Raw genomic sequence first — 24352 nt, forward strand, 5'->3', positions numbered from 1 at the left:
AGCCCCCGACCACAGGAGAGAGCCGAGATGGGATCCACGTCCGACGAGACCACCGCCGACGACAGTTGGGGGATCACCGAGCAGGAGCGTGTCGCCATGCGGGAACGCGCGGCCGAGCTGAGGACGCAGGCGGGCCGGGGCCGGGGCAACAAGGCGGCCGCCGACGAGGCTGACGTGCTGTCGAAGATCGAGGGCATGGCCGATCCGGACCGAGCGATCGCCGCACGCATCCACGCCATCGTCACCAGCAGCGCCCCGGGCTTGTCACCGAAGCTCTGGTACGGCCAGCCGGCCTATGCACGGAAGGGGAAGGTCGTGTGCTTCTTCCGTAGCGGCCACGACGACAAAGAACGCTACTCGACCTTCGGCTTCACCCCCGAGGCCGGCCTCGACGACGGCGGCCTGTGGCCCACCTCGTTCGCCGTGACCGCGCTGAACGACGACGCCACGAATACTGTCGCCGCACTCGTCGAGAAGGCCGCAGGCTGACGCCGCCCCCCCCGGATGGCGTCCGCCCGGCGGGTCGAACGCCCTCCCGGCCCGGGTGAGGTCGCTGCCGGGGGCGTATCGGACTGCGGAGCAGGTCCGGCCCCTGACCGACATGACTGCCGAGCCCCGCGAACGCGTCGTTCCGCCGGTCAGGCTCCCGAGCCGCTCCCGACCGCCGTCTCCACGGGATCCTCGGCGCGCGCACCGTCGTAGACGTCCCGGTCGATCTCCCCGTCGGGGTGCGCGACGAGCATCGCCACCAGGGTGTCGGCGTTGACGTTGAGGAACGTCCGCAGGATCCCGGTGAACCAGTCGACGGCAATGAGCAGCCCGGCGGCCGCGGGCGGCAGCCCGAGGGTGGTGGCGAGGAACAGGGCCACGACGGGGAACCCGCCCGGCACGGTGATCGTGCCCATGTTGAGCAGGATCGCGAGGACCATCCCGAACACGATCTGCCCGGCGGACAGGTCGACGCCCCCGGCCTGGGCGAGGAACAGCCCGACGATCGTGTAGTTGAGGACGGCGCCGTAGGACCCCATGGTCAGCCCCACCGACAGCGTGAAGTTGGCGACCCGCGGGCTCACGCCGACCTTCTCGATCGTGGTGCGCAGGACGGTGGGGTAGGTGACGGCCGAGCTCGTCGTCGTGACCGCGACGGCGGTCTGCTCCGCGAGCGTGCGGGGCAGGCGCGCGGGGTTGAGCCAGGTGCGCGCGGCGACGATCGCCACGAACAGCACGGTGAGCACGACGACGCCCAGCAGGTTGGTGCCGAGGTAGGCCAGTGCCGACCCGACCACGGCGAAGCCGATGCGGCCGGACAGGTCGGCGAGCAGTGCGAAGACCCCGATCGGCGCGACGTACATGACCAGCCGGATGAGGGTGAGCAGGACCTGCTGCAGCTGCCCGACGACGTCGAGGACGAGTGCGTTGCCCGTCGCGTGGACGTGCCGGTTGAGGGCGACGCCGAACAGCAGCGAGAACAGGATGATCGGGACCATCGCCGCCTCGGCCATCGACTCGACGACGTTGGTGGTGAAGAAGCCCAGGACCGTGTCCTGCCAGCTCTCCGGGGCCGCCGCGGGCGGCAGCGCGGCGTCCGGCGCGGCCGTCGCGACCATGCCGGCGCCCGGGCGGAACAGGAGCCCGAGCGCGACCGCGACCACCGCGGCCACGACCGACAGACCGATCATCCAGGCGAAGGTCCGCAGCGCGAGCCTGCCGGTACCGGACCCGGTCATCGACCCGCAGGCCGCGATCACCGAAGTCATGACCAGCGGCACGATCGCCATCTGGACGAGCCGGATGAAGGCGTCGCCGACGACCTTCAGGTTGCCGGCCCACTCGCCGGCGACCAGACCGAACACGATCCCGGCGACCGCGGCGAGCGCGATCAGGACGGCGGGATGCTTCATCGCGGCGAGTCTCATGAGGTCCTCACGTCGAGGGTGGCCGGGCCACGGCGGCGGCCCCGGGTGTCGGTGGCGAGCAGGGCGCGACCGGCGCGTTCGGTGACGATCTCCAGCGAGGCGCCCATGTGCTGGTGCAGCAGGTGGCGCGCGGTGTCGAGCCGTCCAGCGAGGACCGCCTCGGCGACGGCGACGTGCTCGGCGACGGCCGCCTCGACGCGGCCGGGGAGCACGTAGTCGTTCATCCGCACCCGACGGATCCGGCGGTGCACGTCGGCCAGCACCGCGACGAGCTCGGGGTTGCCCGACGCCGCGAGCAGCGTGCTGTGGAACCGTTCGTCCTCCAGCACGAAGCCCGGGCCCGCCGCGGGCGGCTCCTCGAGCATCCGGTGCCAGCGGGCCAGCTCCGCCCGGAGCGCTCCGGCGTCGTGCACGGTGCCCGGGTTCTCCCGGCACCGGTCGATCCCGCGCAGCTCGACCGCGATGCGGACCTCCCAGAGGTCACGCACCCCCGCCAGGTCGGGGACGACGACCGAGTAGCCGTAGTCCTCCTCGCGCTGCAGGAGGCCGTCGGCGACGAGCCGGCCGAGGGCCTCGCGGACCGGGGTGCGGGAGATGCCGAACCGCGCGGCGAGCTTCGGTTCGGTCAGGCGGGTGCCCGCGCCGATGTCGCCGTTGACGACGTCGTCCCGCAGCACGGCGTAGACGCGTTCGCGCAGCGGCGGCGTCCCCGCCTCGTCGACGGCACTCGACATCGACAAGCCTCCTCACCTGCTGTGTCCAGGGCTGGATACAGCAGGTGGAGACGCTAGGAGCGGCACGTTGCGGCGGCGTCTCGCGCCGGTGTCGTCGTGTTTCGCACGGGGAGGTCGCACGCGAGGCGGTCCGGAGCGCTATTCCAGTGCTAGAATACAGTCGTGGAGCTGACCCTCGGCGAGCTGGTCGTCCTCGGGACCCTGGCCGAGCGCCCGCGCCACGGCTACGACATCGAGCAGGTCGTCGAGCAGCGCGGTGTCCGCCGCTGGACCGACATCGGCTTCTCCTCGATCTACTACCTGCTCGACAAGCTGACCGCCCGCGGCCTGGCCGAGGCCGACGACGTCCGCCCCTCCCCGAAGGCCCGCCGCGTCGTGCGCATCACCGACCGGGGGCGCCGTACCGCGGCCGCCGACGTCCGCGAGCTGCTCGCCGACGCCGGGGTCCCCGCCCGCTCCTTCGTCGCCGGCCTCGCCCACGCGGGCCTGCTCCCCGCACACGAGGTCGACGCGGCGCTCCGGACCCGGCTGGTCGGCCTCGACGCCCGCATCGACGCGGTCGCCGCCGCCCGGACCGGGCAGGAGCCACTCCCGTCGGAGGCGCGCGACGTCTTCTCGTTCTCCCTGTCCCAGCTCCGTGCGGAGAGGTCGTGGCTCGCCGAGCGGGTCCAGGTGTCCGATGAGTGATGCATCCACCGGCGTCCCGGCCACGGGAGGCGTCCACTGCGAGACGACGGCGCTCGGCGCGCTCCTCGGGCACGCCGGCATCCACCTCGCCGAACCGGTGCTGTTCGGGCTCGGCTCCGGGCTGTCGTTCGTGTACTGGGACTCGAAGCGGCAGCCGGTGCCGTTCCTGGGCGGGCGGGTCAAGCCCTTCGAGCTGACCCGCACCCTCGCCCGCCGCCTCGGCCTCGACCTGCGCGTCCAGGAGACCTCGTCCGCCCGCCGGGGGTGGGACCAGGTGCGCACCCTCGTCGACGACGGCGTGCCCGTCGGGCTGCAGCTCGACAGCCACGACCTGGACTACTTCGGGTCCCGGGTCCACTTCGCGGGTCACGTCGTGGCCCTCCTCGGCTACGACGAGGAGTCCGCGTACCTCCTCGACACCGCGCAGCAGGGCGGCCGGGTCAGCACGAGCCTGGAGAGTCTGGCCCGGGCGCGCGCGGCGCGCGGACCCATGTCGGCGCCGCACCGCTCGTTCACCCTCGGACCGCTCCGGGAGCCGGTCGACCCCGTCCCCGCGATCGTGCCCGCGATCGTCGAGTGCGCCGAGGCGTTCCTGCACCCGCCGATCGCCAACATCGGGCACCGCGGCATCCGGACGACGGCGAAGCGCGCCCCGTCCTGGCTCGACCGCGTCGAGGACCCGCCCCGGGACCTGCCCCAGATGGCGATGCTCATGGAACGGGCCGGTACCGGCGGGGCACTGTTCCGGACCCTCTACCGCGACTTCCTCACCGCCTGCCTGCCGCTGCTCGACGACGGCGACGGGCCGGGCGGACGCGCCGCGGCGGTCGAACGGGGCCGGGACCTGTTCGCCGAGTCGGCGACGCTCTGGACCCGCGTCGCCGGCCTCGTCGAGCGCGCCGGGCTCGACGGGGACCCGGCCGGCCTGACCGAGGCCGCAGGGCTGCTGCTACGGATCGCGGACCTGGAGACCGCGGCCATGGGCACGCTCCGGTCGCTCTGAGCCGGGCCGGGGTCAGTCGGTGCCCCGGGCCCGGCCGCCGCCCGCCGGCACGGCGAGCGCCCCGGGCACAGCGACGAGCTGCGGCAGGAGGACGTCCAGGACGGTCACGGGACGATCGTCGACGGTTCCGGGCCCGGTGTCGACCGCGGTCCGGCCCACCCGTCCCGTGGTGGGACACCGGCCGGTGCCGGGCGAACCCGGTCGACACCGCTGCGATCCTGGCCCGGTGAGCAGCTTCCCGACCGTCCGCCCGGCCACCCCCGCCGACCACCCCGGGCTGGTCCGCATCTGGCGCCGCGCCGTCGAGGCCACGCACACCTTCCTCACCGCGGCCGACGTCGACGCGATCGAGACCGAGGTCCGCACGGCGGCCCTGCCGGGTCTGACGGTCCTGGTCGCGCAGCGCGACGACGGCACCCCGGTCGGCTGGGTCGGCACCGACGGCCACCGGGTGGAGGCGCTGTTCGTCGACCCGTCCGCGCACGGCGGGGGCGTCGGATCGGCCCTGCTGGCCGCGGCCACCACCGGGATGCCGCGGGTGGAGCTCGACGTGAACGAGCAGAACCCGGGCGCGGTCGGGTTCTACGAGCACCTCGGCTTCGTCCGGACCGGGCGCTCCGGGCGCGACGGGCAGGGCAGGCCGTTCCCGCTGCTGCACCTGCGCCGCGACCGGCTCCCCGAGCCGTCCGACCCGGCGTCGTCGACGACCGCGCTGCTGCTCGGCTACGTCGACTTCTACCGCGACCGCGTCCTCGCCAGGTACGCCACGCTGCCGGTGGCCGACCGCACGACCGGACGGCTGCCGTCGGGCTGGTCTCCCGCGGAGCTGCTGCACCACCTGAGCTGCATGGAGCGCCGCTGGCTGGAGTGGGGCTTCGTCGACGCCGACCTCCCGGACCCCTGGGCCGACCACGTCGACGGGCGGTGGGCGCTGCCGCCCGGGGTCGGCGCGGACGACGTCGTCGCCGCGCTCTCCGCGCAGGGCCTGCGTACCCGCGAGATCGCGGAGTCGGTGGGGCCCGGAGCCGCGGGGTTGCCGAGCGGGCGCTGGGCCGGTGCACCGCCCGCGACGATCGAACGGACCCTGCTGCACGTCGTCCAGGAGTACGCCCGCCACCTCGGCCACCTGGACGTCGTCGTCGAGCTCGCCACCGGCTCCACCGGCGAGTAGCCGCGTCAGGTCGCGACGCGGTGCAGGTCCCACCCGTCGAGCGCGACGCCGGGGCGGCGCCAGGCGTGCCGGACGGCGGCGGTGTGGGCGAACACCGGTCCGGGCAGGGCGTCCGGGTCGGTCCAGGTCCAGGAGTCGGTCGCGTGCGGCTCGGTCACCCGCAGCACGGCGCCGGCGGGCGCGGGCACGTGCACCGCGGACCCCGTCACCGCTCCCGTCGCTCCCGGTGCGGGTGACGCCCGGGCCGTCGAGCCGCACGCACACCGCGACCAGCGTGCCGGAGGCCGCGACGACACCGGTCTCCTCGGCGAGCTCGCGCAGCGCCGCGGCGACGACCGGCTCCCCGCCCTCCAGGTGCCCGCCCGGGAACGACCAGCTCGGGCTCTCCCCGGCGGTGATCCGGTGACCGACGGCGACGGTGCCGTCGGCGCGTTCCAGGACGACCCCGACACCGGACACCGGACGAAAAAGGCTCACCACCGCAGTCTGCCGGGGCGCATCCTGGGGTGGTGGACCCCACCACCCTCGCCGCCGCCCGCGCCCGCGCACAGGAGTGGGTCGGCTCGCTGCGCCGCGAGCTCGACGCGCTCGCCGATCAGCAGGCCCTGACCAGCCACGACGACGAGCACGACCCGGAGGGCGTCACGATCGCGGTGCAGCGTGCCCAGCTGCAGGGGCTGCTCGCCGCCGCCGAGCAGGAGCGCGACGAGCTCGACCGGGCGGCCGACCGCCTGGCCACGGGCGGCTACGGGCGTTGCGCCGTCTGCGGCGGACCGATCGCGCCGGAACGGCTGGAGGCGCTGCCCGCCGCGACGACCTGCATCAGCTGCGCGTCGGACCCGCGCCGCCGTCGCCGGTAGTCGCTGTCGGGGGTGGGAGCACCGTCACCGTCGGGGTGGGGGAGGTCGTGCCGCTGGGCAGGTCGATCGGCTCCGGCTCGTCGTCGAGGGTCACCCCGCACCCGGCGACGAGCAGCAGCCCCAGCACGGCGGTGCACAGCCGCGTCCTCACCTGTCCACCCCCGGCAGCTCGACGACGACCCGGGTCCCGCCGCCGGGTCGTTCCTCCACCCACACCCGGCCGTCGTGCCGGCGCACGTGCGCGGCGACCAGGGACAGGCCGAGACCGGTGCCGCCGCCGTCGCCGCGGCTGCCGGCCAGGGTGCCACGGGCGAACCGCTCGAACACCGCCAGCCGCTGTTCGGGCGGGATGCCGGGGCCCGCGTCGTCGACCTCGATCCGGGCGTACCGGTCCCGGGGCGCGACGCCGATCCGCCGCGCGCCGCCGCCGTGCGCGTCGGCGTTGTCCAGGAGGTTGCCCAGGATCTGGTCGAGGCGGCGGCGGTCGACCCGCACGGTCACCGGCTCCGGGGCGTCGACCTCGGGGACGTGCTCCCCGCCGCGGACCGCGACGAGACCGTGGACCAGTGCACCGAGCTCGCCGTCCTCGCGCTGCAGGGTGTCGCTGCGGGAGATCTCCAGCAGGTCCAGGACCATCCGGCGGAAGCGCTGGATCTCGCCGTCGAGCAGCTCGACCGCCTCCCGCGCGGTCGGTGCGAGCTCGTCGCGCCGCCGGGTCAGCACCGCGGCCGCGTTCACCAGTGTCGTCAGCGGCGACCGCAGCTCGTGCGAGACGTCCGCGGCGAACCGGGCGTCGCGCGACACCCGCTGCTCCAGGTCGTCGGCGGTCCGGTTGAAGGTCGCGACGAGCGGGGCGAGCTCGGCGTCGGTGCTCGACGGCAGCCGCGCGGTCAGGTCACCCCCGGCGATCCGTGCCGCGGCCCGGGTCACGGCGGTGAGCGGCAGCAGCGCGCGCCGCCCGGCCCACTGGCCCAGCGCGAGCCCGAGCAGCGCGCTCACCGCGACCCCGGTGAACAGCACGACGCTGAGGAACCTCAGGTTGGCGTCGAGCCGCTGCATCGGGAAGACCTCGACGAACACGTCGCCGCCCGGCATCGGCGCCGCGACGACGACGCTCGGCATCCCCGCCACCATCACCCGCTGCCGCGCCCCGGTCCCGTTCTCCGCCAGCGCCAGCACACCCGCCGGCAGCAGGTCGGGGTCGACCTCGCGGCCGCTGGTCGTCCAGGCGCCGTCGCGGCGCAGCGCGACCGTGGTGTCCGGGGTACCCGCGAGGCCCGTCAACAGGTCGTCGAGCCCGCCGACGTCGGCGGTGTCGGCCATCGCCCGCTCGACGAGCTGGAGGTTCACCGCGAGCTGCCGGGTCGCGCTCTCCACCCCCTGCTCCACCAGGTAGTACGACGCGAGGTTCCAGGTGACCGTCGCGAACAGCCCGGTCACCACCAGCGACACCCCGGCGAACGCGACGCCGATCCGGTGACGCAGCGGAAGCCGGCCCAGCGGCAGTCGGTCCAGCACGGACCGCATCCTGCCGCGCCCGCTCACCCGCCGCGGCCCGAGGCGGGGGCGGCGCCCGGCAGTGCGGCGTCCGGTCCGGGGTCGCCGACCTTGTACCCGGCGCCGCGCACGGTCAACACGAGGACCGGCCGGTCCGGGTCGAGCTCGACCTTGCGCCGCAGCCGTCGCACGTGGACGTCCAGCAGCCGGGTGTCGCCGTGGTACTCGTAGCCCCACACCCGCGACAGCAGCTCGTCGCGGGTCACGATCCGCCCGCCCGCCGCGGCGAGCTCGGCGAACAGCCGGAACTCGGTGCGGGTGAGGTGTACCGGGGCGCCGTCGCGGAGCACGGTGCCCTCGTCCGGGCGCAGCTCGACGTCGCCGACGGTGATCCGGCGCGGTGCCGCCGGGGTCGGACGCCGGCGACGCAGCAGCGCCCGGATGCGGGCGGCCAGCTCCCCGGCCACCAGGGGCTTGGTGACGTAGTCGTCGGCGCCCGCCTCCAGGCCGGCGATGACGTCGGCGGAGTCGGAGCGCGCGGTCACCATGATGATCGGCAGGTCACCGGTCTCGCGCAGCCGCCGGCAGACCGTGAGGCCGTCGATGCCCGGCAGCATGAGGTCCAACAACACGAGGTCGACGCCCGGGCGAGCCGCACTGACCAGGGCCTGCTCGCCGGTGTGGACCGCATCGACGTCGACGCCCTCGTCGCCCAGGGCGAGGCCGAGCGCGCGCCCGATCCGGACGTCGTCGTCGACCAGCAGCACCCGGGTCCGGCCGTGTTCGCTCATGATGACGGCGATTCCACCGGATCCGGGCCGGTTCCGTCGACCCCGGCGTCGGGCCCGGCACGATCGTCAGGCGATCGCAAGTCCGACGGGGGCGTGACGGCGGCGCCGCAGCGCCAGCAGGTCTGCGGCGGCCCGCCGTCGTCGGTGGGCGAGGGCATCGCCCCGCAGTCCGGGCAGAGCCGGTCCAGCCAGCACACCGGGTCGCCGACCTCGGCCTCGTGGCCGTGGTCGGGGTGTCGTCCGGTGACCGGGGTCCCGGCGGACGGTGTGTCGGACACACCGCCATCGGACCACGGGGGTCACGCCCCGTCCAGGTCTCAGGCCGCGGCGGCCCCGCGGCGGCCCGGACGCACCACGGGACGGCCGCGCAGCAGCGTCGCGCAGCCGACCATCGCGACGGCGACGACCACCAGGGCCGCGCCCACGGCGTCCAGGGCGACGGCGGCGCTCAGCAGCGCGACGGCGCCACCGGCCACGAGCACCACCCGCGACGCGGCACCGGAGCGCGCCGAGGCCAGCCCGGCCACGCCGATGACGAGGTGCAGCACGTTCTGCAGCACCGACACCGGCAGCAGCCCGGCAAGCGCCGCGGTACCCGCACCGGGCAGCACGGCGAGCTCACCGGAGGTCACGCCCGGGACGAAGCCCAGGGCTCCGACCAGCAGGAACGCCGCGGCGAACGCCGCCGCGACCGGCTGTACCGGGGTGTAGGGCCGGGAGAACCCGCCCGTCGTCCGCATCATGTCCCGACCTCCTCGGTCCGTCGTCCTCCGGCGCGTCGCTGCGCCCCTCGTCGGGGTCCGGTTGCCCGGCCGGAGGCGCTCCGAACCGCGGTAGCGACGCACCTCACGTGGCGGCGCGAGCCACCAGGACGGAGTTGACGACGTCGGTGCGCGGGTGCACCTCGAGGAGTACGTCGAGTGCAGGCAGGTCGGCCGGGACGATCTCCGGGTAGAGCAGGGTCCGCAGCCCGGCGGCGGACCGCACGAGCAGGGTCGTGCCGGGCCCGGTCGCGGTGGTCAGCCGGGCGGTGATCGCGGCCTTGGTGGCGGCGTCCGGACCGACCAGGGCCCCGACGAGCACGAGGTCGGCCCTGCCCAGTTCGTCGGCGAGCGCGGGGGACAGCTGCGGGTCGTCGAGATCGGCGACCAGGCTGCGGACCCGCCCGTCCGCCCCGAGGGCGGCGGTGACCGCGTCCCCCGCGGCGACGGCCGCCCGGTCCCGGTCGACGTGCAGCACCTGCGCGCCGTGCCCGGTGGCCAGCACCAGGCCGGTCAGCGGCAGGGGCCCCGACCCGAGCACGACGACGCGCCGCGGCGCGGGCAGTCCGACGGCGGTCAGCGCGGCGAGCTCCAGCCGGACGAGGTCGTGGTAGTTGCCCAGGTAGGGGAACCGGTCCAGCTCGGCCCGCGGGTCGGGGGCGGCGGCGATCCGGCCCGCCCAGTGGTTCTCCATGTGGCCCTCGCCGGTCGCGGCGAGGGTCCGCAGGGCGTCCGAGTGCGGGGCGACCTGTGCCAGGACGCCCTCGGTGCAGCCGGCGGGCGGGAAGCAGCAGAGTCCGACGAGCTCGCCGAACGCGGCGTCGGTGTCCGGGGCGGGGCGCAGGTCGGTGCGCTCCAGGCGTCGTCGCAGGTCCACGAGTCGTGTCGCGACGGCGGCGACGGAGCCGTCGCCGCGGGGACGGCGGGGTGCGGGGAAACCGGGCGCGGTCGTCCGACTGCTCTGCGTGGTCACGATGATCCACCGTAAGCCAATGACAACCATTTCGTGCTCGGTCGTCCGGGTGGCGGGAAACTTGAGCGAACGCTCTACAATATGGCAAGGAGCGGACAGAGGGGGAGGAGTCCGGCGATGTGGGGTTGGCTCGCGCTCGCGATCGGCGCCGAGGTCACCGGAACGGTGGCGCTGCGGTTCTCGCAGGGTTTCAGCAGGCTGGTGCCGTCGATGATCACGGTGGTGGGCTACGGGCTGGCGTTCTGGTCGCTGTCCCAGGCGCTCGGCCGGGGGATGGCGCTCGGGATCGCCTACGGAACCTGGGCCGCGGCCGGGGTGGCGCTGGTCGCGCTGATCGGGGTGTTCTTCCTCGGTGAGTCGTTGACCTGGGTCCAGCTCGGCGGGATCGCGCTCGTCATCGCCGGGGTGCTCGCCCTGGAGCTGGGCGGCGCGACCGCGCATGCCTGATGCGATCGGACAGGACACCTCCGAGGCCGACGGTCGCCGCCGCCGCGGGGACCGGCGCCGCCGCGAGCTGGTCGGGGCCACGCTGCGGCTGGTCGGCGCCGGCGGGGTCGCCGCGGTCAGCCAGCGCGCGGTCGCCGCGGAGGCCGGCGTGCCGCCCAGCGCGGTCTTCTACTACCACCCCAGTGTCGACGCGCTGCTGGTCGCGACGCTCACCGCGGTCAACGACCGCTGGATCGCCCGGCTCGACGCGGTCACCGTCCCGGGCGACCTCGTCGCGCTGGTCGAGGACTGCGTCCGTCAGGAACGGGTCACCGCGATCGCCGAGTACGAGCTGTTCCTGCTGGCCGCGCGGCGCCCGGACCTACGCGGTGAGCTGGACCGCTGGGACGTCGCGCTCGCCGCGGCCGCCGCCCGGCTCCTGCCCGACGACGCCGACCGGCGTGCGCTGCTGACCGCCGCGGTCAACGGGCTCACCCTGAGCGGTGCCCTCGGCTCGCCGGTCGACCCCGCCCTCCTGGCCCGGCTCTGCGCGGCCGGGACCGCCTGAGCCGCCGTCGCCGGGATACCGTGGTGGGCATGAGCGCGGAGCGCCTCTCGGAGTCCGTGGAGAACTACCTGAAGACCATCTTCCTGCTCTCGGAGCGGTGGGAGGGGTCGGTCGGGGTCTCCGCGCTGGCCGAGCGGCTGCGGGTCTCGTCGCCGTCGGCGTCGGGGATGGTGCGCAAGCTCGTCGACGCCGGACTGGTCGACCACGCCCGCTACGCCGGGATCACGCTCACCGCCGCCGGGCGGGTGTCCGCGCTCGCCGTGGTGCGCAGGCACCGGCTGCTGGAGATGTTCCTGGTCACCGAGCTGGACCTGGCGTGGGACGAGGTGCACGAGGAGGCCGAGGCGCTCGAGCACGCCGTCTCCGACCGGCTGCTCGACCGGATCGACACCCGACTCGGGCACCCGCGGTTCGACCCGCACGGCGACCCCATCCCGGCCCGGGACGGCACGATGCCCGTGGTCCACGCCCGCCGGCTGCCGGACCTGCGCTACGGCGAGGGTGGCACCCTGGTACGCGTCGACGACACCGACCCCGAGGTGCTCCGTTTCCTCGACGCGCACGACGTCCGGCTCGGCGACCGGGTGGACCTGCTGACCCGCAAGCCCTTCGAGGGGCCGTTCGTGGTGCGGCTGCGCCGCTCCCGCGAGCAGGCACACCCCGCCCCGGGCGAGGCCGAGCACGAGTGGGGCCCGGCGCTCGCGACGGCCCTGTGGGTGGGCGGCGACGAGCACGGGCACCCGTGAGGTCCCGGGGCCCGGGTATCCGGGCCCCGGGATCCGTCAGGTCGAGCCCTGGCGCCGCTCGAGCGCGACGTCCCCCGCGTGGTCGAGGACGTCGTCGCCGGAGTCCGGCTCGACCTCATCCGAGGTCGCCATGGTGGCGACCGCGGTCTCGGAGTAGAGGGCCCCGTTGGGGTCGATGGTGGCCTGGCCGCCGTCGACCTCCGCCCGCTCGGTCGTGAGGTCGTCCGTTCGTGCGGTGCTGCTCCTCAGAGCCAGAGCCGGCGATGCCTCGACCGGCAGCGCGACGACGAACCGCTCACTGCGCAGGCCCCTCATGAGACCGACAGCCATGAGGATCAGCACGATGCACAGCGGCAACCCGGCGAGGATGGAGGCGGTCTGCAGGGCGGAGAGCGCATCCGCGCCCGCGGCCGCCCCGGCCCCGAGCAGTACGGCGGCGATGACGCCTTCGAGTACGGCCCAGAACAGGCGCTGCTGCCAACGGGGGTTCGGGTCTCCTCCGTTGGTCAGGATGTCGATCACGAGGGAACCCGAGTCCGACGATGTCGCGAAGAACAGCACCACCACCACGATCGACAGCACCGACGCGAGCAGGGTGAGGATCTCCGGGACCGGCAGCTGCTGCAGGAGCAGGAACATCGAGGTCTCCGGCGAGTCCGGGGCGCCCGCCAGCGGGTTCGCCGGGTCGGCCCGCAGGATGTCCAGGGCGGTGTCGCCGAAGACCGTCATCCACACCATGGACGCGCCGACCGGGGCGAACAGTGCACCGGCGACGAACTGGCGGATCGTGCGGCCGTAGGAGATGCGGGCCAGGAACATGCCGACGAACGGCGACCACGAGATCCACCATCCCCAGTAGAACAACGTCCAACTCGACTGCCAGCTCTGCGCGTCGGTGTCACCGGGGAAGGTCTGGAAGCTCAGTCCCGGCAGCTGCTGGACGTAGACGCCCACATTGGCGGCCGCCGAGTTCAGCAGGTCCCGGGTCGGGCCGAAGAAGAACACGAACAGCATCAGCGCCAGCGCCAACCACAGGTTGATCAACGACAGGTTCCGGATGCCCTTGTCGATCCCGAGCAGCACCGACACGGCGGCGACCGAGGTGATGAGCAGAATCAGCACGATCTGCAGCGGAGTGCTGTTCTCCAGTCCGAACAGGGTCTCCAGCCCGGCGCCGACCTGCTGCGCCCCGATCCCCAGCGAGGTCGCCAGCCCGAAGAGTGTGCCGAACACCGCGACGACGTCCACCAGGTAGCCCGGCCAGGAGTTGATGCGGTTCCCGATCAGCGGATAGAGGGCCGCGGCGGGACGCAGTGGCAACCCCTTGCGGAAGGAGAAGTAGCCCAGCGAGAGCCCGAGGACGATGTAGATCGCCCACGGGTGCAGGCCCCAGTGGTAGAAGGTGTAGAGCATGGCGTTCTCCGCCGCCTCCGCCGTCCCGGCCTCGCCGGTCGGGGGACTCGTGAAATGCGTCAGCGGTTCGGCGACGGCGTAGAAGACGAGCCCGATGCCCATGCCCGCCGTGAACAGCATCGCGAACCACGAGACGGTCTTGTACTCCGGCGTCGAGTCCGAGGGCCCGAGTTTGACCCGGCCGAAGCGCGAGGCCATGAGCACGACGACGAACACGACGAAGGCGCTCGCGGTGAAGATGTAGAGCCAGCCGAGGTTGCCGGTCACGGCCGAGTTCACGGCGTCGGCGACGGAGCCGAGCGATGCGGGGGCGACTGCACCCCACAGTACGAAGGCGAGTGCGAGCACCGCCGACGACACGAAGACGGGAGGGCTCGTGTGCTCCCTGAGATAGCGGGCGATCACCGTGTACCTCCGGTTCGGGGTTTACGCGTCGATTCAGGTGGAATGTCCGGCACGCGACTGTAGGTGGAGTGGCCGCACGGGGCAGGACGCCCGGGGCCGGGAGACAGGGTCGTCGACGCCGTCCCGCGGTCGCTCCAGGGTGTGAGCAGGGCGGATGCCCGGGGCGGCCGTCCCTGGGCTCGAGGAGAACGATTCGGTCACGGCCGGTCCGGAGCACGACACGACCCGGGCCCGGTATCCGTGTGGATACCGGGCCCGGGTCGGCGTCGCGTCGTGGAGGAGGGTCAACGGGAGGCGTCAGCTGCGCCCTGCTCACCGGCCTTGCCCTGCGTGTTCAGCGAACCGTCGGCGTTCTCCAGGTGCGCCCGGACGAACCACTGGTACTGCTCCAGCTCGCCGGCCTGGGCGATGAGCATGTCCTCGGTCACCGGGTCGAGCGCGCCGACCTTCTCGATCTGGGTGCGGTGGTCGGAGATGACCCCGGTGTAGACCACGTCGAGCGCGCCGAGGTGGGCGGTCGCCTGGTCACGGCCGATCGAGTAGTCGTCCCAGGTGCGGTCCTTGACCAGCGCGCCGGGGGTGCCGTTGGGCGAGCCGCCCAGGGTCGCGATGCGCTCGGCGACGTCGTCGACGAACCCGCGGACCGCGTCCACCTGCGGGTCGAGCATCTCGTGCACCGCGATGAAGTTCGGGCCGATGACGTTCCAGTGCACGTGCTTGAGCGTGAGCTGGAGGTCGTTCAGGGCGTGCAGACGGTGCTGCAGGATGTCGACGACCTGCTCGGCGTCTCCGCGCTCGAGACCGGGGACGGTGTAACGGATCGTGGCCATGGTTCTGTGCAGTCCTTCCGTGACGGGTGCGTGGTTCAGGACGCCGCAGTGCGGGGGTCGTCGTCCGCGACGGGCTGGGCGGCCAGGTGGACGCCGTCGCCGTCGGGGGTCTCGTCGACCGGGGTGTCGCTCTGCTCGGTCGGGACCGGGTGGCTCGTGCGCTCGTCCTGCTCGCGCTGGTCCTTCTCGGGCGTCGTCATGACACCCGGGTACCCCGGTCGGGCGGGTTTCATGTCCGGCGTCGGCGGTCCCGGGAACGGGTAGCCGGTGGGGGAGCGACCACCCCTAGGAGCGATGCGATGACCCCCGGCACGACCGTCACCCCGCACGGGCTGCACCACGTCACGGCGATCGCCGGGGACCCGCAGCGCAACGTGGACTTCTACACCACCGTGCTCGGCCTGCGACTGGTGAAGCGGACGGTGAACTTCGACGCGCCCCAGGTCCACCACCTCTACTACGGCGACGAGGCGGGCCGTCCCGCCACCATCCTCACGTTCTTCCCGTGGCCCGACGTCGAGCCCGGCCGTCAGGGCGCCGGCCTGACGACCGCCACGGCGTTCGGCGTGCCGCCGGAGTCGCTGGGCTGGTGGCAGACCCACCTCGCCGCGCTCGGCGTCGACGCCGACGACCCCCGCACCCGGGACGCGTCGTCGGGTGCCGAGGAGGTCCTGACCCTGCGCGATCCCGACGGGCTGGTGATCGACCTCGTCGCCGCGCCCGGCGACATCCGCTCGGGCTGGGACGGTGCCGGCGACGTGCCTGCCGAGCACGCGGTACGCGGCCTGCACGCGGTGACGCTGTCCGAGGCGGACCTCGAACCGACCCAGCGGATGCTCACCGACCTCGGCATGACCCACACCGGCGACGACGGCGCCCGCAGCCGCTTCCGCACCACGGGGGACACCGCGACGGCCGTGGACGTGGTCGGCGGCGTCGACGGGCACGGGGTGCAGGCCGGCGGCACGGTGCACCACATCGCGTTCCGGGTGGCGGACCGGGCGACCCAGCAGCAGTGGCGCACCGAGCTGGTGGCCCGCGGCCTGGAGGTCACCGAGATCCTCGACCGGCAGTACTTCACCTCGATCTACTTCCGCGAGCCCGGCGGTGTGCTGTTCGAGATCGCCACCGACGAGCCCGGCTTCACCGTCGACGAGCCGCTGCTCGAACTCGGCCGCGCGCTGAAGCTGCCGCCGTGGCTGGAGCCGGACCGGGCGACGATCGAGGCGAACCTGCCCGCGCTGCGCGACCGGGGGTGACCGCGGGGGCCGGCCGGCTCAGGTGTCGAGCCGCTGCTCGCGGGCCGGCCCGTCGGCTCCGGTGAGGTGCTCCAGGGTGTTGGTGACGCGCAGCAGCCGCTCCAGCGCACCGGCACGGTTGTCGAGGTGCAGCTCGACGCCTGCGGCCCGGGTCCGCCTGCGGATCATCAGCAGCGACGACAGACCGTAGGAGTCGCAGTACCCGATCCCGGCGCAGTCGATCCGCAGCTCACGCAGGCCGGGCCGGTCCGTCAGCAGCACGGCGACGGCGTCGGTGAGCGCGTCGGAGGTGGCGTAGTCGAGGTCACCGGCCGGCGCCACCGTCGCGAGGTCCGGCGCGGGGCTGGTCCAGGTGAGGGACAGCTCTCGCGGGTCGCTCATGCGGGCCTTCCGGTTCGGTGCAGCGTCGTGGGGTCGGCGCCCTCGGTGACGGCGCCGGCCGGGACGGGGGTGTCCGCGCCTCCGGTGAGCGCCGGGGACGTGGTCGCGCGCCGCAGCAGCTCCGACGCCCGGGTGAAGTCGCGCAGCTCGTCGCCGAGCAGGTCCAGGACGGGCCGCAGGACGGCCACCGGCACCGACCGGGCCTCGAGCACCTCGGCGGTCCAGCCGAGGAAGTGCTCGAACAGCTCCGCGTCACCGGTGTAGAGCGCCACGGACAGGAAGTCGACGATGTGCCGGACGTCCTCGGCGGTGTGCCGGCGCTGGTCGTCGTCGTATCCGGCCATCGCCGGGACACGCTCGGGCAGGCGGTCCAGCACCGTGGCGACCAGCCGCGGGGCACTGCGGGTGACCAGCGTGTACTCCTGGTCGGACAGGTGCGGCAGGTCGTCCATCGGCTGGGCGTGCGGGTGCGCCGGGGCGGGCAGTCCGTCGGCGAGGGTCTCGGCGGCGGTCCGCGCGTCCGGGGCCCAGGCGTCGGCGCCGAGCAGGCGGGCGTAGCGGCCGTCCGTGCCGAACGCCCGGCCGCCGACGATCACCGGGACACCCGCGGCCTGGCAGGCCGTGATCGTCGCGTGCGCGGTCGGCAGCCGGGTCGCGATCGACGACGACAGCGCCACCGCGTCCGGGCCGGTCCGGTGCAGGTGGGTGACCAGGTGCGCCGCGGGGACCTGCGCGCCCAGGTAGTCGACGGTGAAACCGCGCAGCCGCAGCACCTCGGCGAGCAGCCGGGCGGGCAGCGCGTGCCACTCGCCGTCGACGCAGGCCACGGTCACCCGGCCGCGCTCGCCGCCGTGCCGCCCGCTGGTCAGCGACAGCGTGCTGATCACGCGCTCGTTGATCGCGGTCGCGGCGTGCTCCTGGGCGACGGAGAGGCGGTTGGCCGCCCACTCGAGCCCGACCCGCTGCTGCACCGCGCCGATCACCTCGAGCAGCACGGCCTCGGGTTCCAGGCCGTCCCGCAGCGCGTCGACGACGACGTCGACCGCGCTGTACTCGTCGCCGCGCAGCACCGCGTCCCAGAGCAGGTCGGTGTAGTGCCCGGCCGTCATGCGGTGTACCTGCCCCGGCCCGACCCACCCACCGCGGTCAGGTGCCGGCCGCGCGGAGCGGTGACCGCGAGGACGGCCATGTCGTCGTGGGAGTTGCGCCCCACCCACTCGGTGGCGAGCATCTGCACCCGTTCGACGACGGCCTCGGCCGGCATCCCGGCGCACTCGGCGGCCGCGCGGCGCAGGCGCTCCTCGCCGAACTGGTCGCGCCCGAGCGGGCCGCCCTGGGCCTCGGTGATGCCGTCGGTGAACATCAGGCAGGTCTCGCCGGGCCCGAGCCGGGTCTCCCAGGTCGACGCGTGGATCTCGGGCAGCGCCCCGATCAGCGTGCCGAGCGTCGCGGCCTCCTCGACGCGGCCGTCGGCGCGGATGATCAGCGGCGGCGGATGGCCCGCGCAGGTGATCCGCATGCGCACGTCGGCCCCGCTGCGCGACACCGACGCCAGCACCAGCGTCACGAAGCGGGCGTGGTCGTCGGAGAGCAGCGCGTTGTTGAGCAGGTGCAGCAGCCGCAGGTGGTCGTCGGCCATCGGCAGCAGCGCGTGCAGCGCGCTGCGGATCTTGCCGGTGAGCACGGCGGCCTCCAGGCCCTTGCCGCACACGTCCCCGAGCACGGCGAGGGTCTCGTCGAAGCCCTCCGCGCCGGGGTGGACGTCGTAGAAGTCGCCGCCGACCCGCTCGGAGTCCTGCGCGGGCCGGTAGCCACCGGCGAACTCGACCCCGGAGACGTGCTGCAGCGACGGCGGCAGCAGGTCGCGCATCAGGGTCTCGGTGATCGAGGCCTGCTGGGCGAACATGCGGGCCGCGGACATCGCGAGACCGGACCGGGCGGCGAACTCGCGGGCGGTCGCCTCCTCACCCTCGCTGAACGGCCCGGTGTCGGCGCGGCGCAGGAGCACGATGGCGCCGGCCGGGATGCCGTGCCCCGGCAGCGGGGTGACGACGATCGAGCCGACCTCGCCGAACCCGTCGGGCGTCACCCAGGCGGGGGCCACGGCGGGGTCGATCCAGCGCGACGGGACCGGTGGGAAGCCCTGCAGTGCCTCGGCCAGGCCGGGGACCTCGTCCGGGTCGATGCGCAGTGTCCGGTGCCGGACGGGACCGTCGGTGACGGCGTCGACGACGTGGAACTGCCCGCGGGTGCCCGGGGTCATCACGAGCGCCCCGTCGGCCAGTCTGCTCACGGCGAGCTGGGCGGTGACCTCCATGCAGCGACCCAGGTTCAGCGAGCCCAGGAGCGCGGCCGAGGCCTCGGACAGGAAAGCGGCGCGGGCCTGCTCCAGGTGCAGTTCGTCGCGGATGGACCGGACGTCGGTGACGTCGATCAGCCACCAGGTGACCGAGCCGTCCTCGTGCCGGACGGGCTGGGCCTCCAGCGCGCGGCCGTCGACGATGTCGGAGAACGCGGTGGGGACGCCGCGGTCGGCGCCACCCGCGGTGGCCAGCCACGGGGCGACCCGCGACAGCGGGTGCCCGGTACGGGCCCGGGGAAGCAGCGCGCGTGCTGCTCCGTTGGCCTGCAGCACGGTGCCGTCGGCGCCGACGGTGAGCGCGGCGCACGGCGCATCGGCCCAGCGCCGGTCGACCACGGGCGACGCGTCCGGTAGCACGGTCGCGTCGCCGGTCGTCGGCTCCAGTTCGGTCACATCAGCTCCTGGCCCCTGGCGGGCCGGTCGTCGGCGCCCGGGGAGGCCGGGGCGCGGAACGCCCTACCGTACCGCGTACGCGACAGGCCCTCATCCCGGGCGCGCGGCGCGGGGGCGGCGATGCGTGCCCCTCACCAGTGCTCGCGGACCCGGCGCCAGCCGCCGAACCGGACGGGCAGACCGGGCGAGGCGAGGACGCTGTCCGGGGGGCCCGACGGCGGCGCCGCACCGGCCGCGGCGACCAGGTTCTCGTCGAGTTCGAGCAGCTCGGCGTGGTGGAGCGGCCAGCGCGGGTGGTCGTTGCGCCAGCGGACGGTGCCCAGCGGACGCCGGGTGTGCAGCGCCCAGCGTGCGGTGAGGAAGTGCTCGAGTTGCCCGGGTACGGCCAGCGGGGCGCCGGTGCGGACCCGGGTCCGTGCGGAGACACCGCGGGGCCCGGGGAAGCGGCGTGTGCAGGTGTAGGCGATCTCCTCGCCCTCGGCGACCCGCCCGGACACCGTCGACGGCGACCAGTCGTAGGGCAGCGCCGCGACACCCCGCGCGGCGAGCACGGGCAGCATCCGGTCGGCGTCGAGCGAACGGAACACCACGCCCCGGCGGCCCTCGTCGTCCACCGAGTACAGCCGGACGTTGGTCTCGGCGAAGCTGCCGAGCCAGGGCAGGCCGGGCAGCGGGCCGAAGCCCAGCCGCCGCATCCGGAAGTGGACGAGCCCGACCCAGGTGACGCCGTCGTGGGTGTCCGGACGGGTCCGGGGCGGCAGCAGCGGGGCCACCGCGGCGGGGTCGGCCCGCCAGTGCAGGAACACCACGTCGGCCCAGTACTGGTGCAGCAGCGGGTGCCGGACCGGGGCGGGCGGGTCCGGGGTGACCGGTTCGGGCGCGACGCCGGGCGGCACCGGTGCGGTGTCCCGGCCCGGTGCCGTGCGGCGGCCGGTCACGCCGGTGCGCCGCCGCGCTCGGTGCGGGCCCGCCACGCGTCGCGGCGCTCACCGGTGTCGCGGATGGTGTCGACCTCGGCGAGCATGCGGCGCTGCTCCTCGGTCCCGCCACCGTTCGCGACGAGCCGCTCGGTGTCGGCCAGGGAGCGGGCCGCGGCGATGTCGGCGGCGCCGGCGGGCAGCCGCTGGTCACGGTCGTCGCCACCCTCGGCGTCGACGACGTGCTTCTGCTCCGCGGCGTAGGGGTTGTCCGACGGCAGCCGGCCGCTGAACCGCCCGTACGCGCCGAGGACCAGCATCACCAGGCCCACGAGCAGGCTGAACACGACGTTCGGCATCCGGAACGCCAGCAGGTTGTACGGCGTACCGATGAGCAGCACGTTGACCACACCGGACAGCAGGAACAGCGCGCCGACGGTCACACTGACCGTCGAGGCGAACCGGCCGCCCCGGACGGCGGCACCGACCAGCACCGCGCCGACGACCACCGACACGGTCGACAGCAGCAGGTTCGTGGACAGCCCCAGCACCGGCGACCCGGTGGTGGAGAAGAAGTCGAGGTTGTTCGTGAAGCCCAGCACCCCGAACACCAGGAGCATGATCCCGACGAGCAAGCTGCTGATCCGGTGCAACCCGTTCAGCCGGCGTGCGTCGGACCCGATCGATGACATGACGTCGTCCTCCGTTCGTCGAGCGAGGCACTCCGGGGATATCCGATCGCCTTCCCGGACAAACCGCGCTGACCTGGGAAGGTGTGCCGTGTCTCGAAACCCGGATCCGGGTTGCGGATCAGACGGGCCCGGGGAGCGCGACGGGCCCGGGGCCCTCGCCGCGCAGCGGCCGTGCCGAACGCGGGTCCAGCGGGTCGACGGTGCCCGCGTCGCGCAGCGTCCCGTCGCCGGGCCGGCGCAGTGAGCGGACACCGGCGTCGGCGAGGGTCACCAGCGGCACCGCGAGCAGTGCCCCGGGCACCCCGCCGACGATCAGCCCGGCGCTGATCGGCAGCACCACCGCGAGCGGGTGCAGCCGTACCGATCGGCCCAGCAGCAGCGGCTGGAGGATGTAGCCCTCGACGTTCTGCACGATCACGAGCAGGCCGATCACGAGCAGCGCGTCCACCCAGCCCCCGGAGGCGAGCGCGACGAGCACCGCCACGATCCCGGTGACGACGGCGCCGATGGTCGGGACGAACGCGCCGAAGAAGATCAGCGTGGCCAACGGGACGACCAGCGGGACCCCGATCACCCACAGGCCGACCGCCGCGGTCACCGCGTCGACGGCGGCCACGACGACCGTCGCCCGGGTGTAGCCGACCAGCGACGCGAACGCCCGCCGGCCCGCGACGTCGGCCCTCCGCCGTACGTGCTGCGGGACCGCGCCGAGGACGAACCGCCAGATCCGCGCCCCGTCGTGGATCAGGAAGATCAGCACGAACAGCATCAGCAGGGTCTCGGCGGCCAGCTCGCCCGCGGTCCCCAGGGCGCCGATCACGTTGTTCGCCAGCGCGGCCTGGTTGCGCGCCAAGGTGTCGAGCAGCGACTGGAAGACGGCCGAGAGCTGGGTGTCGTCGAGCCGGAACGGCGGCCCGGCCAGCCGGTCCCGCAGCGCGACGACCGTCTCCCCGATGCTCGCCGACAGGCTCGGCAGCCCGTCGAGGAACGCCGCGACCGCCCACCACAGCACCCCGACCGCCACCGCCAGCCCGCCCGCGACGACGACACCCGTCGCCAGACCGCGGGGAACCAGCGGGACCCGGTTCACGATCCGGGCCACCGGCGCGAGCAGCGCGGCCAGGATCAGCGCGAGCACCACCGGCACGACCAGCACCGCGAGCTGCGCGATCAGCCACAGCACGACGGCGACGGCGGTCGCGACGAGGAGACCGCGCCAGGCCAGGCTCGACGCGATCACCAGACCCCGGGGGATCCGCGGTTCCTCGGTCACCGCGGCCTCCCCGGATCGGACGGTGTCGGACTGACGGTTGCGTGACGTCACGACGGTAGTCCGCCGGGGCCGTCCGGGCCCGTCACGGGCAGGGTGAGGACGAAGGTGGCGCCGTCGTCGTCGGACGGGCAGGTGAGGTCGCCACCGTGCGCGCGGGCCAGGCCGCGGGCGATCGCGAGGCCGAGCCCGGCGCCGCCGCTGTCCCGGTCGCGGGCGTCCTGGAGCCGGACGAGCCGGTCGAAGACGCGCTCGCGGTCGCCGTCGGCGATCGGGGTGCCGGTGTTGTGCACCGAGACCGACACGGTCCCGGCCGCCCGGTCGGTCCGGGTGACGACCTCGATCCGCCCGCCGTCGGGGGTGTGCCGGCGGGCGTTGTCCAGCAGGTTGGCGAGGATGCGCGACACCGCCTGCGGGTCGGCGCGCACCGCGGCGGGCTCCCCGTGGCCGTCGACGGTCAGGCCGGGCGCGAGCACCGCGGCCCGCCGGGTCTCGGCGCGCGCGATCCCGGCGACGTCGACCTCCCGTGCCGCCACCGCGGTGCCGCCGTCGATGCGGGCCAGGTCGAGCATGTCGGTGACCAGCCGCCCGGCCCGGCGCGTCTCGCCGAGCAGCAGCTCCAGGCGCCGGGTGCGGCGGGCGGGGTCGGCGTCGGGCCCGGACCGCTCCAGCGTCTCGGCGACGGCGGTGATCCCGGACAGCGGTGTCCGCAGCTCGTGCGCGGCGTCGGCGAGGAACACCCGGGTCCGCTCGGCCTCCTCCCGGGAGCGCCGCTCGGCGTCGGTGAGGGCGTCGAGCATGCCGTCCATCGCCGCCGCCGCGGTGCCGAGGTCGGTGTGCGGGCGATCGGGCCGGAGCCGCGCGTCGCGCTCGCCCGCGGTGATCCGCCCGGCGAGCGCGGTCATCCGGTCCAGCGGGCGCAGCGCCGTCCGCACGACGAACGACACCGCACCGAGCGCGACGAGCAGGGTCAGCAGCACCGATCCGGCCAGCACCGCGCGCAGGCCGTTGCGGACCTGGGTGACGTCGGAGGCGTCGGCGACGAGCTCGACCGTCGCCCCGCCACCGGCGTCGAGGGTCACGGTGCGGCTGCCGGTGTCCGGCGGGACGGGTGGGCGTCCGGCCGGGACCGGGGCGGCCGGCGGGCTGCTCGGGTCGTCGGTGCGGTCACCACCGGGGCCGCGGTCCGGCCGGCCGGCGGGCGGTGGGGTTCCGGGCGCGTTCAGCCCGGGGTCGCCCATGACCTCCCCGTCGGCGGTGGTCACCTTGATCCGGATCTGCTGGCCGGACAGCCCGGTGACCAGCTCCTCCGGGGTGGCGCCCGCCGCGATCAGCTGCTGGGCCTGCACCACACGGTCCCGCAGCCGGGAGTCGAGATCGGACTCCAGGCGGGCCCCGAGCAGCACGTCGACGAGCACCACCACCAGGACCAGCAGCACCGCCACCACCCCGAGCACCGCCGCGGTGACCCGGCGGCGCAGCGACGGGGTGGCGGTGCGGGCCTGCGCGGCCGAGCTCACGACGGCCCGCGCAGCGAGTAGCCGAGGCCCCGCACGGTGTGCAGCAACCGCGGACCGTGTGCCTCCAGCTTGCGGCGCAGCGCCGACACGTGGACCTCGACGAGGTTGGGGTCGTAGGCGTCGTAGCCCCAGACCGAGCGCAGGATCTGCGCCTTGGACACGGTGCGTCCGCGCTGCTCGGCGAGGTAGGTGAGCAGCCGCAGCTCGGTCGCGGACAGCTCCAGCACCGTCCCCCCGCGGGAGGCGACGGCGGCGTCGGGGTCGAGGACGAGGTCGCCCACCTGCACCGCGGACGGCAGCCTGCCCCGGCGGCGCAGGACCGCCGCGACCCGGGCGACGAGCTCGTCGAGCGCGAAGGGTTTGAGGACGTAGTCGTCGGCGCCCGAGTCGAGCCCGCGGAGCCGGTCGGCCAGCGCGTCGCGCGCGGTGAGCATGACGATCCCGGCGTCCCCGTGCCCACGCACGACGTCGATCAGCTCGAACCCGTCGCGCCCGCCGGGGAGCATCACGTCCAGGACGACGAGGTCCGGCCGGAACGCGGCGAGCCGCTCCTCGAACGCGACGCCGTCGACGACGCCCTCGGTCACGTGCCCGGCATCGGCCAGCGCGTCCACGACGGACTCGCGGATGGCGTCGGAGTCCTCGAGCACCAGGACCCGGGTCGTGGGGCCGCGGCTGTCGTCGTCCTGGCGTGTGCTCACGGGACAAGGGTGCGCCGCGAGGCTGAGGGGGACCTGAAGGACCCGCCGGTTTCAGGTCCGTCTCAGGTACCGCGGG

The 24352-nt window shown here is 74.4% G+C and carries 28 protein-coding genes and 1 pseudogene; 9 read left to right on the forward strand and 20 right to left on the reverse strand.

The genetic code is table 11. The annotated features are described in order from the left end of the window. The first annotated feature begins 27 nt into the window (after positions 1–27). Positions 28–489: a DUF1801 domain-containing protein gene (locus MTO91_RS02520; RefSeq protein ID WP_476653624.1), complete on the forward strand. Its 462-nt coding sequence runs from the start codon at positions 28–30 to the stop codon at positions 487–489. 149 nt (positions 490–638) lie between these two features. Here the strand turns inward: MTO91_RS02520 and MTO91_RS02525 are convergent, their stop codons facing one another. Together MTO91_RS02525 and MTO91_RS02530 are read right to left on the reverse strand one after the other, a co-directional pair. After that, positions 639–1901, reverse strand: coding sequence for a dicarboxylate/amino acid:cation symporter (locus tag MTO91_RS02525; RefSeq protein WP_476653626.1), 1263 nt, complete (start codon positions 1899–1901; stop codon positions 639–641). An 11-nt stretch (positions 1902–1912) separates the two neighbouring features. Next, positions 1913–2650: a GntR family transcriptional regulator gene (locus tag MTO91_RS02530; RefSeq protein ID WP_224403740.1), complete on the reverse strand. Its 738-nt coding sequence runs from the start codon at positions 2648–2650 to the stop codon at positions 1913–1915. A gap of 162 nt (positions 2651–2812) precedes the next feature. Here MTO91_RS02530 and MTO91_RS02535 point away from each other — a divergent pair, with 162 nt between their 5' ends. The 3 genes from MTO91_RS02535 (at position 2813) to MTO91_RS02545 (ending at position 5511) form a co-directional block, all read left to right on the forward strand. Further along, on the forward strand, positions 2813–3337 hold the full coding sequence (locus MTO91_RS02535; RefSeq protein WP_476653628.1) for a PadR family transcriptional regulator: 525 nt from the start codon (positions 2813–2815) through the stop codon (positions 3335–3337). Then, positions 3330–4340, forward strand: a complete 1011-nt coding sequence (locus MTO91_RS02540) for a BtrH N-terminal domain-containing protein (RefSeq protein ID WP_476653629.1) — start codon at positions 3330–3332, stop codon at positions 4338–4340. The genes MTO91_RS02535 and MTO91_RS02540 overlap by 8 nt, the downstream gene beginning before the upstream one ends. 226 nt (positions 4341–4566) lie before the next feature. Next, positions 4567–5511, forward strand: a complete 945-nt coding sequence (locus MTO91_RS02545) for an acetyltransferase (protein ID WP_476653631.1) — start codon at positions 4567–4569, stop codon at positions 5509–5511. A 5-nt stretch (positions 5512–5516) separates the two neighbouring features. On the opposite strand, the gene MTO91_RS02550 is transcribed toward MTO91_RS02545, so the two are convergent. Both MTO91_RS02550 and MTO91_RS02555 read right to left on the reverse strand, forming a co-directional pair. Further along, entirely contained in the window at positions 5517–5720 is a 204-nt protein-coding gene (locus MTO91_RS02550; RefSeq protein WP_476653632.1) for a hypothetical protein, read from the reverse strand. 67 nt (positions 5721–5787) lie between these two features. Next, a pseudogene (locus tag MTO91_RS02555) lies at positions 5788–6060 on the reverse strand (NUDIX domain-containing protein); the annotation flags it as partial. On the opposite strand from MTO91_RS02555, the gene MTO91_RS02560 reads away from it, so the two are divergent. Further along, complete coding sequence (locus tag MTO91_RS02560) at positions 6021–6371, forward strand: TraR/DksA family transcriptional regulator (RefSeq protein ID WP_161152812.1); 351 nt, start codon at positions 6021–6023, stop codon at positions 6369–6371. The pseudogene MTO91_RS02555 and the gene MTO91_RS02560 sit on opposite strands and share 40 nt — an antisense overlap. On the opposite strand, the gene MTO91_RS02565 is transcribed toward MTO91_RS02560, so the two are convergent. From MTO91_RS02565 to MTO91_RS02585, 5 genes are all read right to left on the reverse strand, one after another. Further along, positions 6334–6522, reverse strand: coding sequence for a hypothetical protein (locus MTO91_RS02565; RefSeq protein ID WP_161152811.1), 189 nt, complete (start codon positions 6520–6522; stop codon positions 6334–6336). The genes MTO91_RS02560 and MTO91_RS02565 overlap by 38 nt on opposite strands. Next, positions 6519–7898 carry a sensor histidine kinase gene (locus tag MTO91_RS02570; RefSeq protein ID WP_253067440.1) on the reverse strand — a complete coding sequence of 460 codons (1380 nt, stop codon included), beginning with the start codon at positions 7896–7898 and terminating at the stop codon, positions 6519–6521. The genes MTO91_RS02565 and MTO91_RS02570 overlap by 4 nt, the downstream gene beginning before the upstream one ends. A gap of 14 nt (positions 7899–7912) precedes the next feature. Continuing rightward, the gene (locus tag MTO91_RS02575; RefSeq protein WP_100879384.1) at positions 7913–8659 is read right to left on the reverse strand and encodes a response regulator transcription factor; all 747 of its coding nucleotides are present in this window, start codon (positions 8657–8659) and stop codon (positions 7913–7915) included. Positions 8660–8976: 317 nt separating this feature from the next. After that, entirely contained in the window at positions 8977–9402 is a 426-nt protein-coding gene (locus tag MTO91_RS02580; RefSeq protein ID WP_083658659.1) for a DUF4383 domain-containing protein, read from the reverse strand. Positions 9403–9505: 103 nt separating this feature from the next. Then, positions 9506–10393: a nicotianamine synthase family protein gene (locus tag MTO91_RS02585; protein WP_161152809.1), complete on the reverse strand. Its 888-nt coding sequence runs from the start codon at positions 10391–10393 to the stop codon at positions 9506–9508. 117 nt (positions 10394–10510) lie between these two features. Between MTO91_RS02585 and MTO91_RS02590 the strand changes: the two genes are divergently transcribed. From MTO91_RS02590 to MTO91_RS02600, 3 genes are read left to right on the forward strand one after another with little or no spacing between them, the layout of a single operon-like run. Next, entirely contained in the window at positions 10511–10840 is a 330-nt protein-coding gene (locus MTO91_RS02590) for a DMT family transporter (RefSeq protein ID WP_062399751.1), read from the forward strand. Continuing rightward, positions 10833–11387 (forward strand): TetR/AcrR family transcriptional regulator, encoded by a 555-nt coding sequence (locus MTO91_RS02595; protein WP_073575889.1) that lies wholly within the window; start codon positions 10833–10835, stop codon positions 11385–11387. Before MTO91_RS02590 ends, MTO91_RS02595 begins: the two co-directional genes overlap by 8 nt. Before the next feature lie 29 nt (positions 11388–11416). Continuing rightward, complete coding sequence (locus tag MTO91_RS02600) at positions 11417–12133, forward strand: metal-dependent transcriptional regulator (RefSeq protein ID WP_073575890.1); 717 nt, start codon at positions 11417–11419, stop codon at positions 12131–12133. A 36-nt stretch (positions 12134–12169) separates the two neighbouring features. Here MTO91_RS02600 and MTO91_RS02605 read toward each other — a convergent pair whose 3' ends face one another. The 3 genes from MTO91_RS02605 to MTO91_RS02615 all read right to left on the reverse strand — a co-directional run bounded on the left by MTO91_RS02605 (position 12170) and on the right by MTO91_RS02615 (position 14981). Further along, the gene (locus tag MTO91_RS02605) at positions 12170–13951 is read right to left on the reverse strand and encodes a BCCT family transporter (protein ID WP_253067443.1); all 1782 of its coding nucleotides are present in this window, start codon (positions 13949–13951) and stop codon (positions 12170–12172) included. Positions 13952–14235: 284 nt separating this feature from the next. Next, positions 14236–14781, reverse strand: a complete 546-nt coding sequence (locus MTO91_RS02610; RefSeq protein ID WP_476653635.1) for a Dps family protein — start codon at positions 14779–14781, stop codon at positions 14236–14238. Positions 14782–14816: 35 nt separating this feature from the next. Next, on the reverse strand, positions 14817–14981 hold the full coding sequence (locus MTO91_RS02615) for a hypothetical protein (protein WP_167379071.1): 165 nt from the start codon (positions 14979–14981) through the stop codon (positions 14817–14819). Positions 14982–15080: 99 nt separating this feature from the next. Between MTO91_RS02615 and MTO91_RS02620 the strand changes: the two genes are divergently transcribed. Further along, a complete protein-coding gene (locus MTO91_RS02620; RefSeq protein WP_405419886.1) occupies positions 15081–16040 on the forward strand; it encodes a ring-cleaving dioxygenase in 960 nt (319 codons plus the stop codon). 18 nt (positions 16041–16058) lie between these two features. On the opposite strand, the gene MTO91_RS02625 is transcribed toward MTO91_RS02620, so the two are convergent. From MTO91_RS02625 to MTO91_RS02660, 8 genes are all read right to left on the reverse strand, one after another. Then, a complete protein-coding gene (locus tag MTO91_RS02625) occupies positions 16059–16421 on the reverse strand; it encodes an STAS domain-containing protein (protein ID WP_226364667.1) in 363 nt (120 codons plus the stop codon). Beyond that, a complete protein-coding gene (locus tag MTO91_RS02630; protein WP_405419884.1) occupies positions 16418–17530 on the reverse strand; it encodes a cobalamin B12-binding domain-containing protein in 1113 nt (370 codons plus the stop codon). Before MTO91_RS02630 ends, MTO91_RS02625 begins: the two co-directional genes overlap by 4 nt. Continuing rightward, positions 17527–19176: a PP2C family protein-serine/threonine phosphatase gene (locus MTO91_RS02635; protein WP_476653638.1), complete on the reverse strand. Its 1650-nt coding sequence runs from the start codon at positions 19174–19176 to the stop codon at positions 17527–17529. The genes MTO91_RS02630 and MTO91_RS02635 overlap by 4 nt, the downstream gene beginning before the upstream one ends. 131 nt (positions 19177–19307) lie before the next feature. Beyond that, positions 19308–20114 (reverse strand): YqjF family protein, encoded by an 807-nt coding sequence (locus MTO91_RS02640; RefSeq protein ID WP_476653639.1) that lies wholly within the window; start codon positions 20112–20114, stop codon positions 19308–19310. Continuing rightward, a complete protein-coding gene (locus MTO91_RS02645) occupies positions 20111–20785 on the reverse strand; it encodes a DUF4383 domain-containing protein (RefSeq protein ID WP_405419876.1) in 675 nt (224 codons plus the stop codon). Before MTO91_RS02645 ends, MTO91_RS02640 begins: the two co-directional genes overlap by 4 nt. Before the next feature lie 118 nt (positions 20786–20903). After that, positions 20904–22058 (reverse strand): AI-2E family transporter, encoded by a 1155-nt coding sequence (locus tag MTO91_RS02650; RefSeq protein WP_476653641.1) that lies wholly within the window; start codon positions 22056–22058, stop codon positions 20904–20906. Positions 22059–22105: 47 nt separating this feature from the next. Continuing rightward, the gene (locus tag MTO91_RS02655; protein WP_476653643.1) at positions 22106–23575 is read right to left on the reverse strand and encodes a sensor histidine kinase; all 1470 of its coding nucleotides are present in this window, start codon (positions 23573–23575) and stop codon (positions 22106–22108) included. After that, the gene (locus MTO91_RS02660; protein WP_073575899.1) at positions 23572–24276 is read right to left on the reverse strand and encodes a response regulator transcription factor; all 705 of its coding nucleotides are present in this window, start codon (positions 24274–24276) and stop codon (positions 23572–23574) included. Before MTO91_RS02660 ends, MTO91_RS02655 begins: the two co-directional genes overlap by 4 nt. Positions 24277–24352: the final 76 nt, after the last annotated feature.

The organism is Pseudonocardia sp. 2-7 (assembly GCF_056341085.1).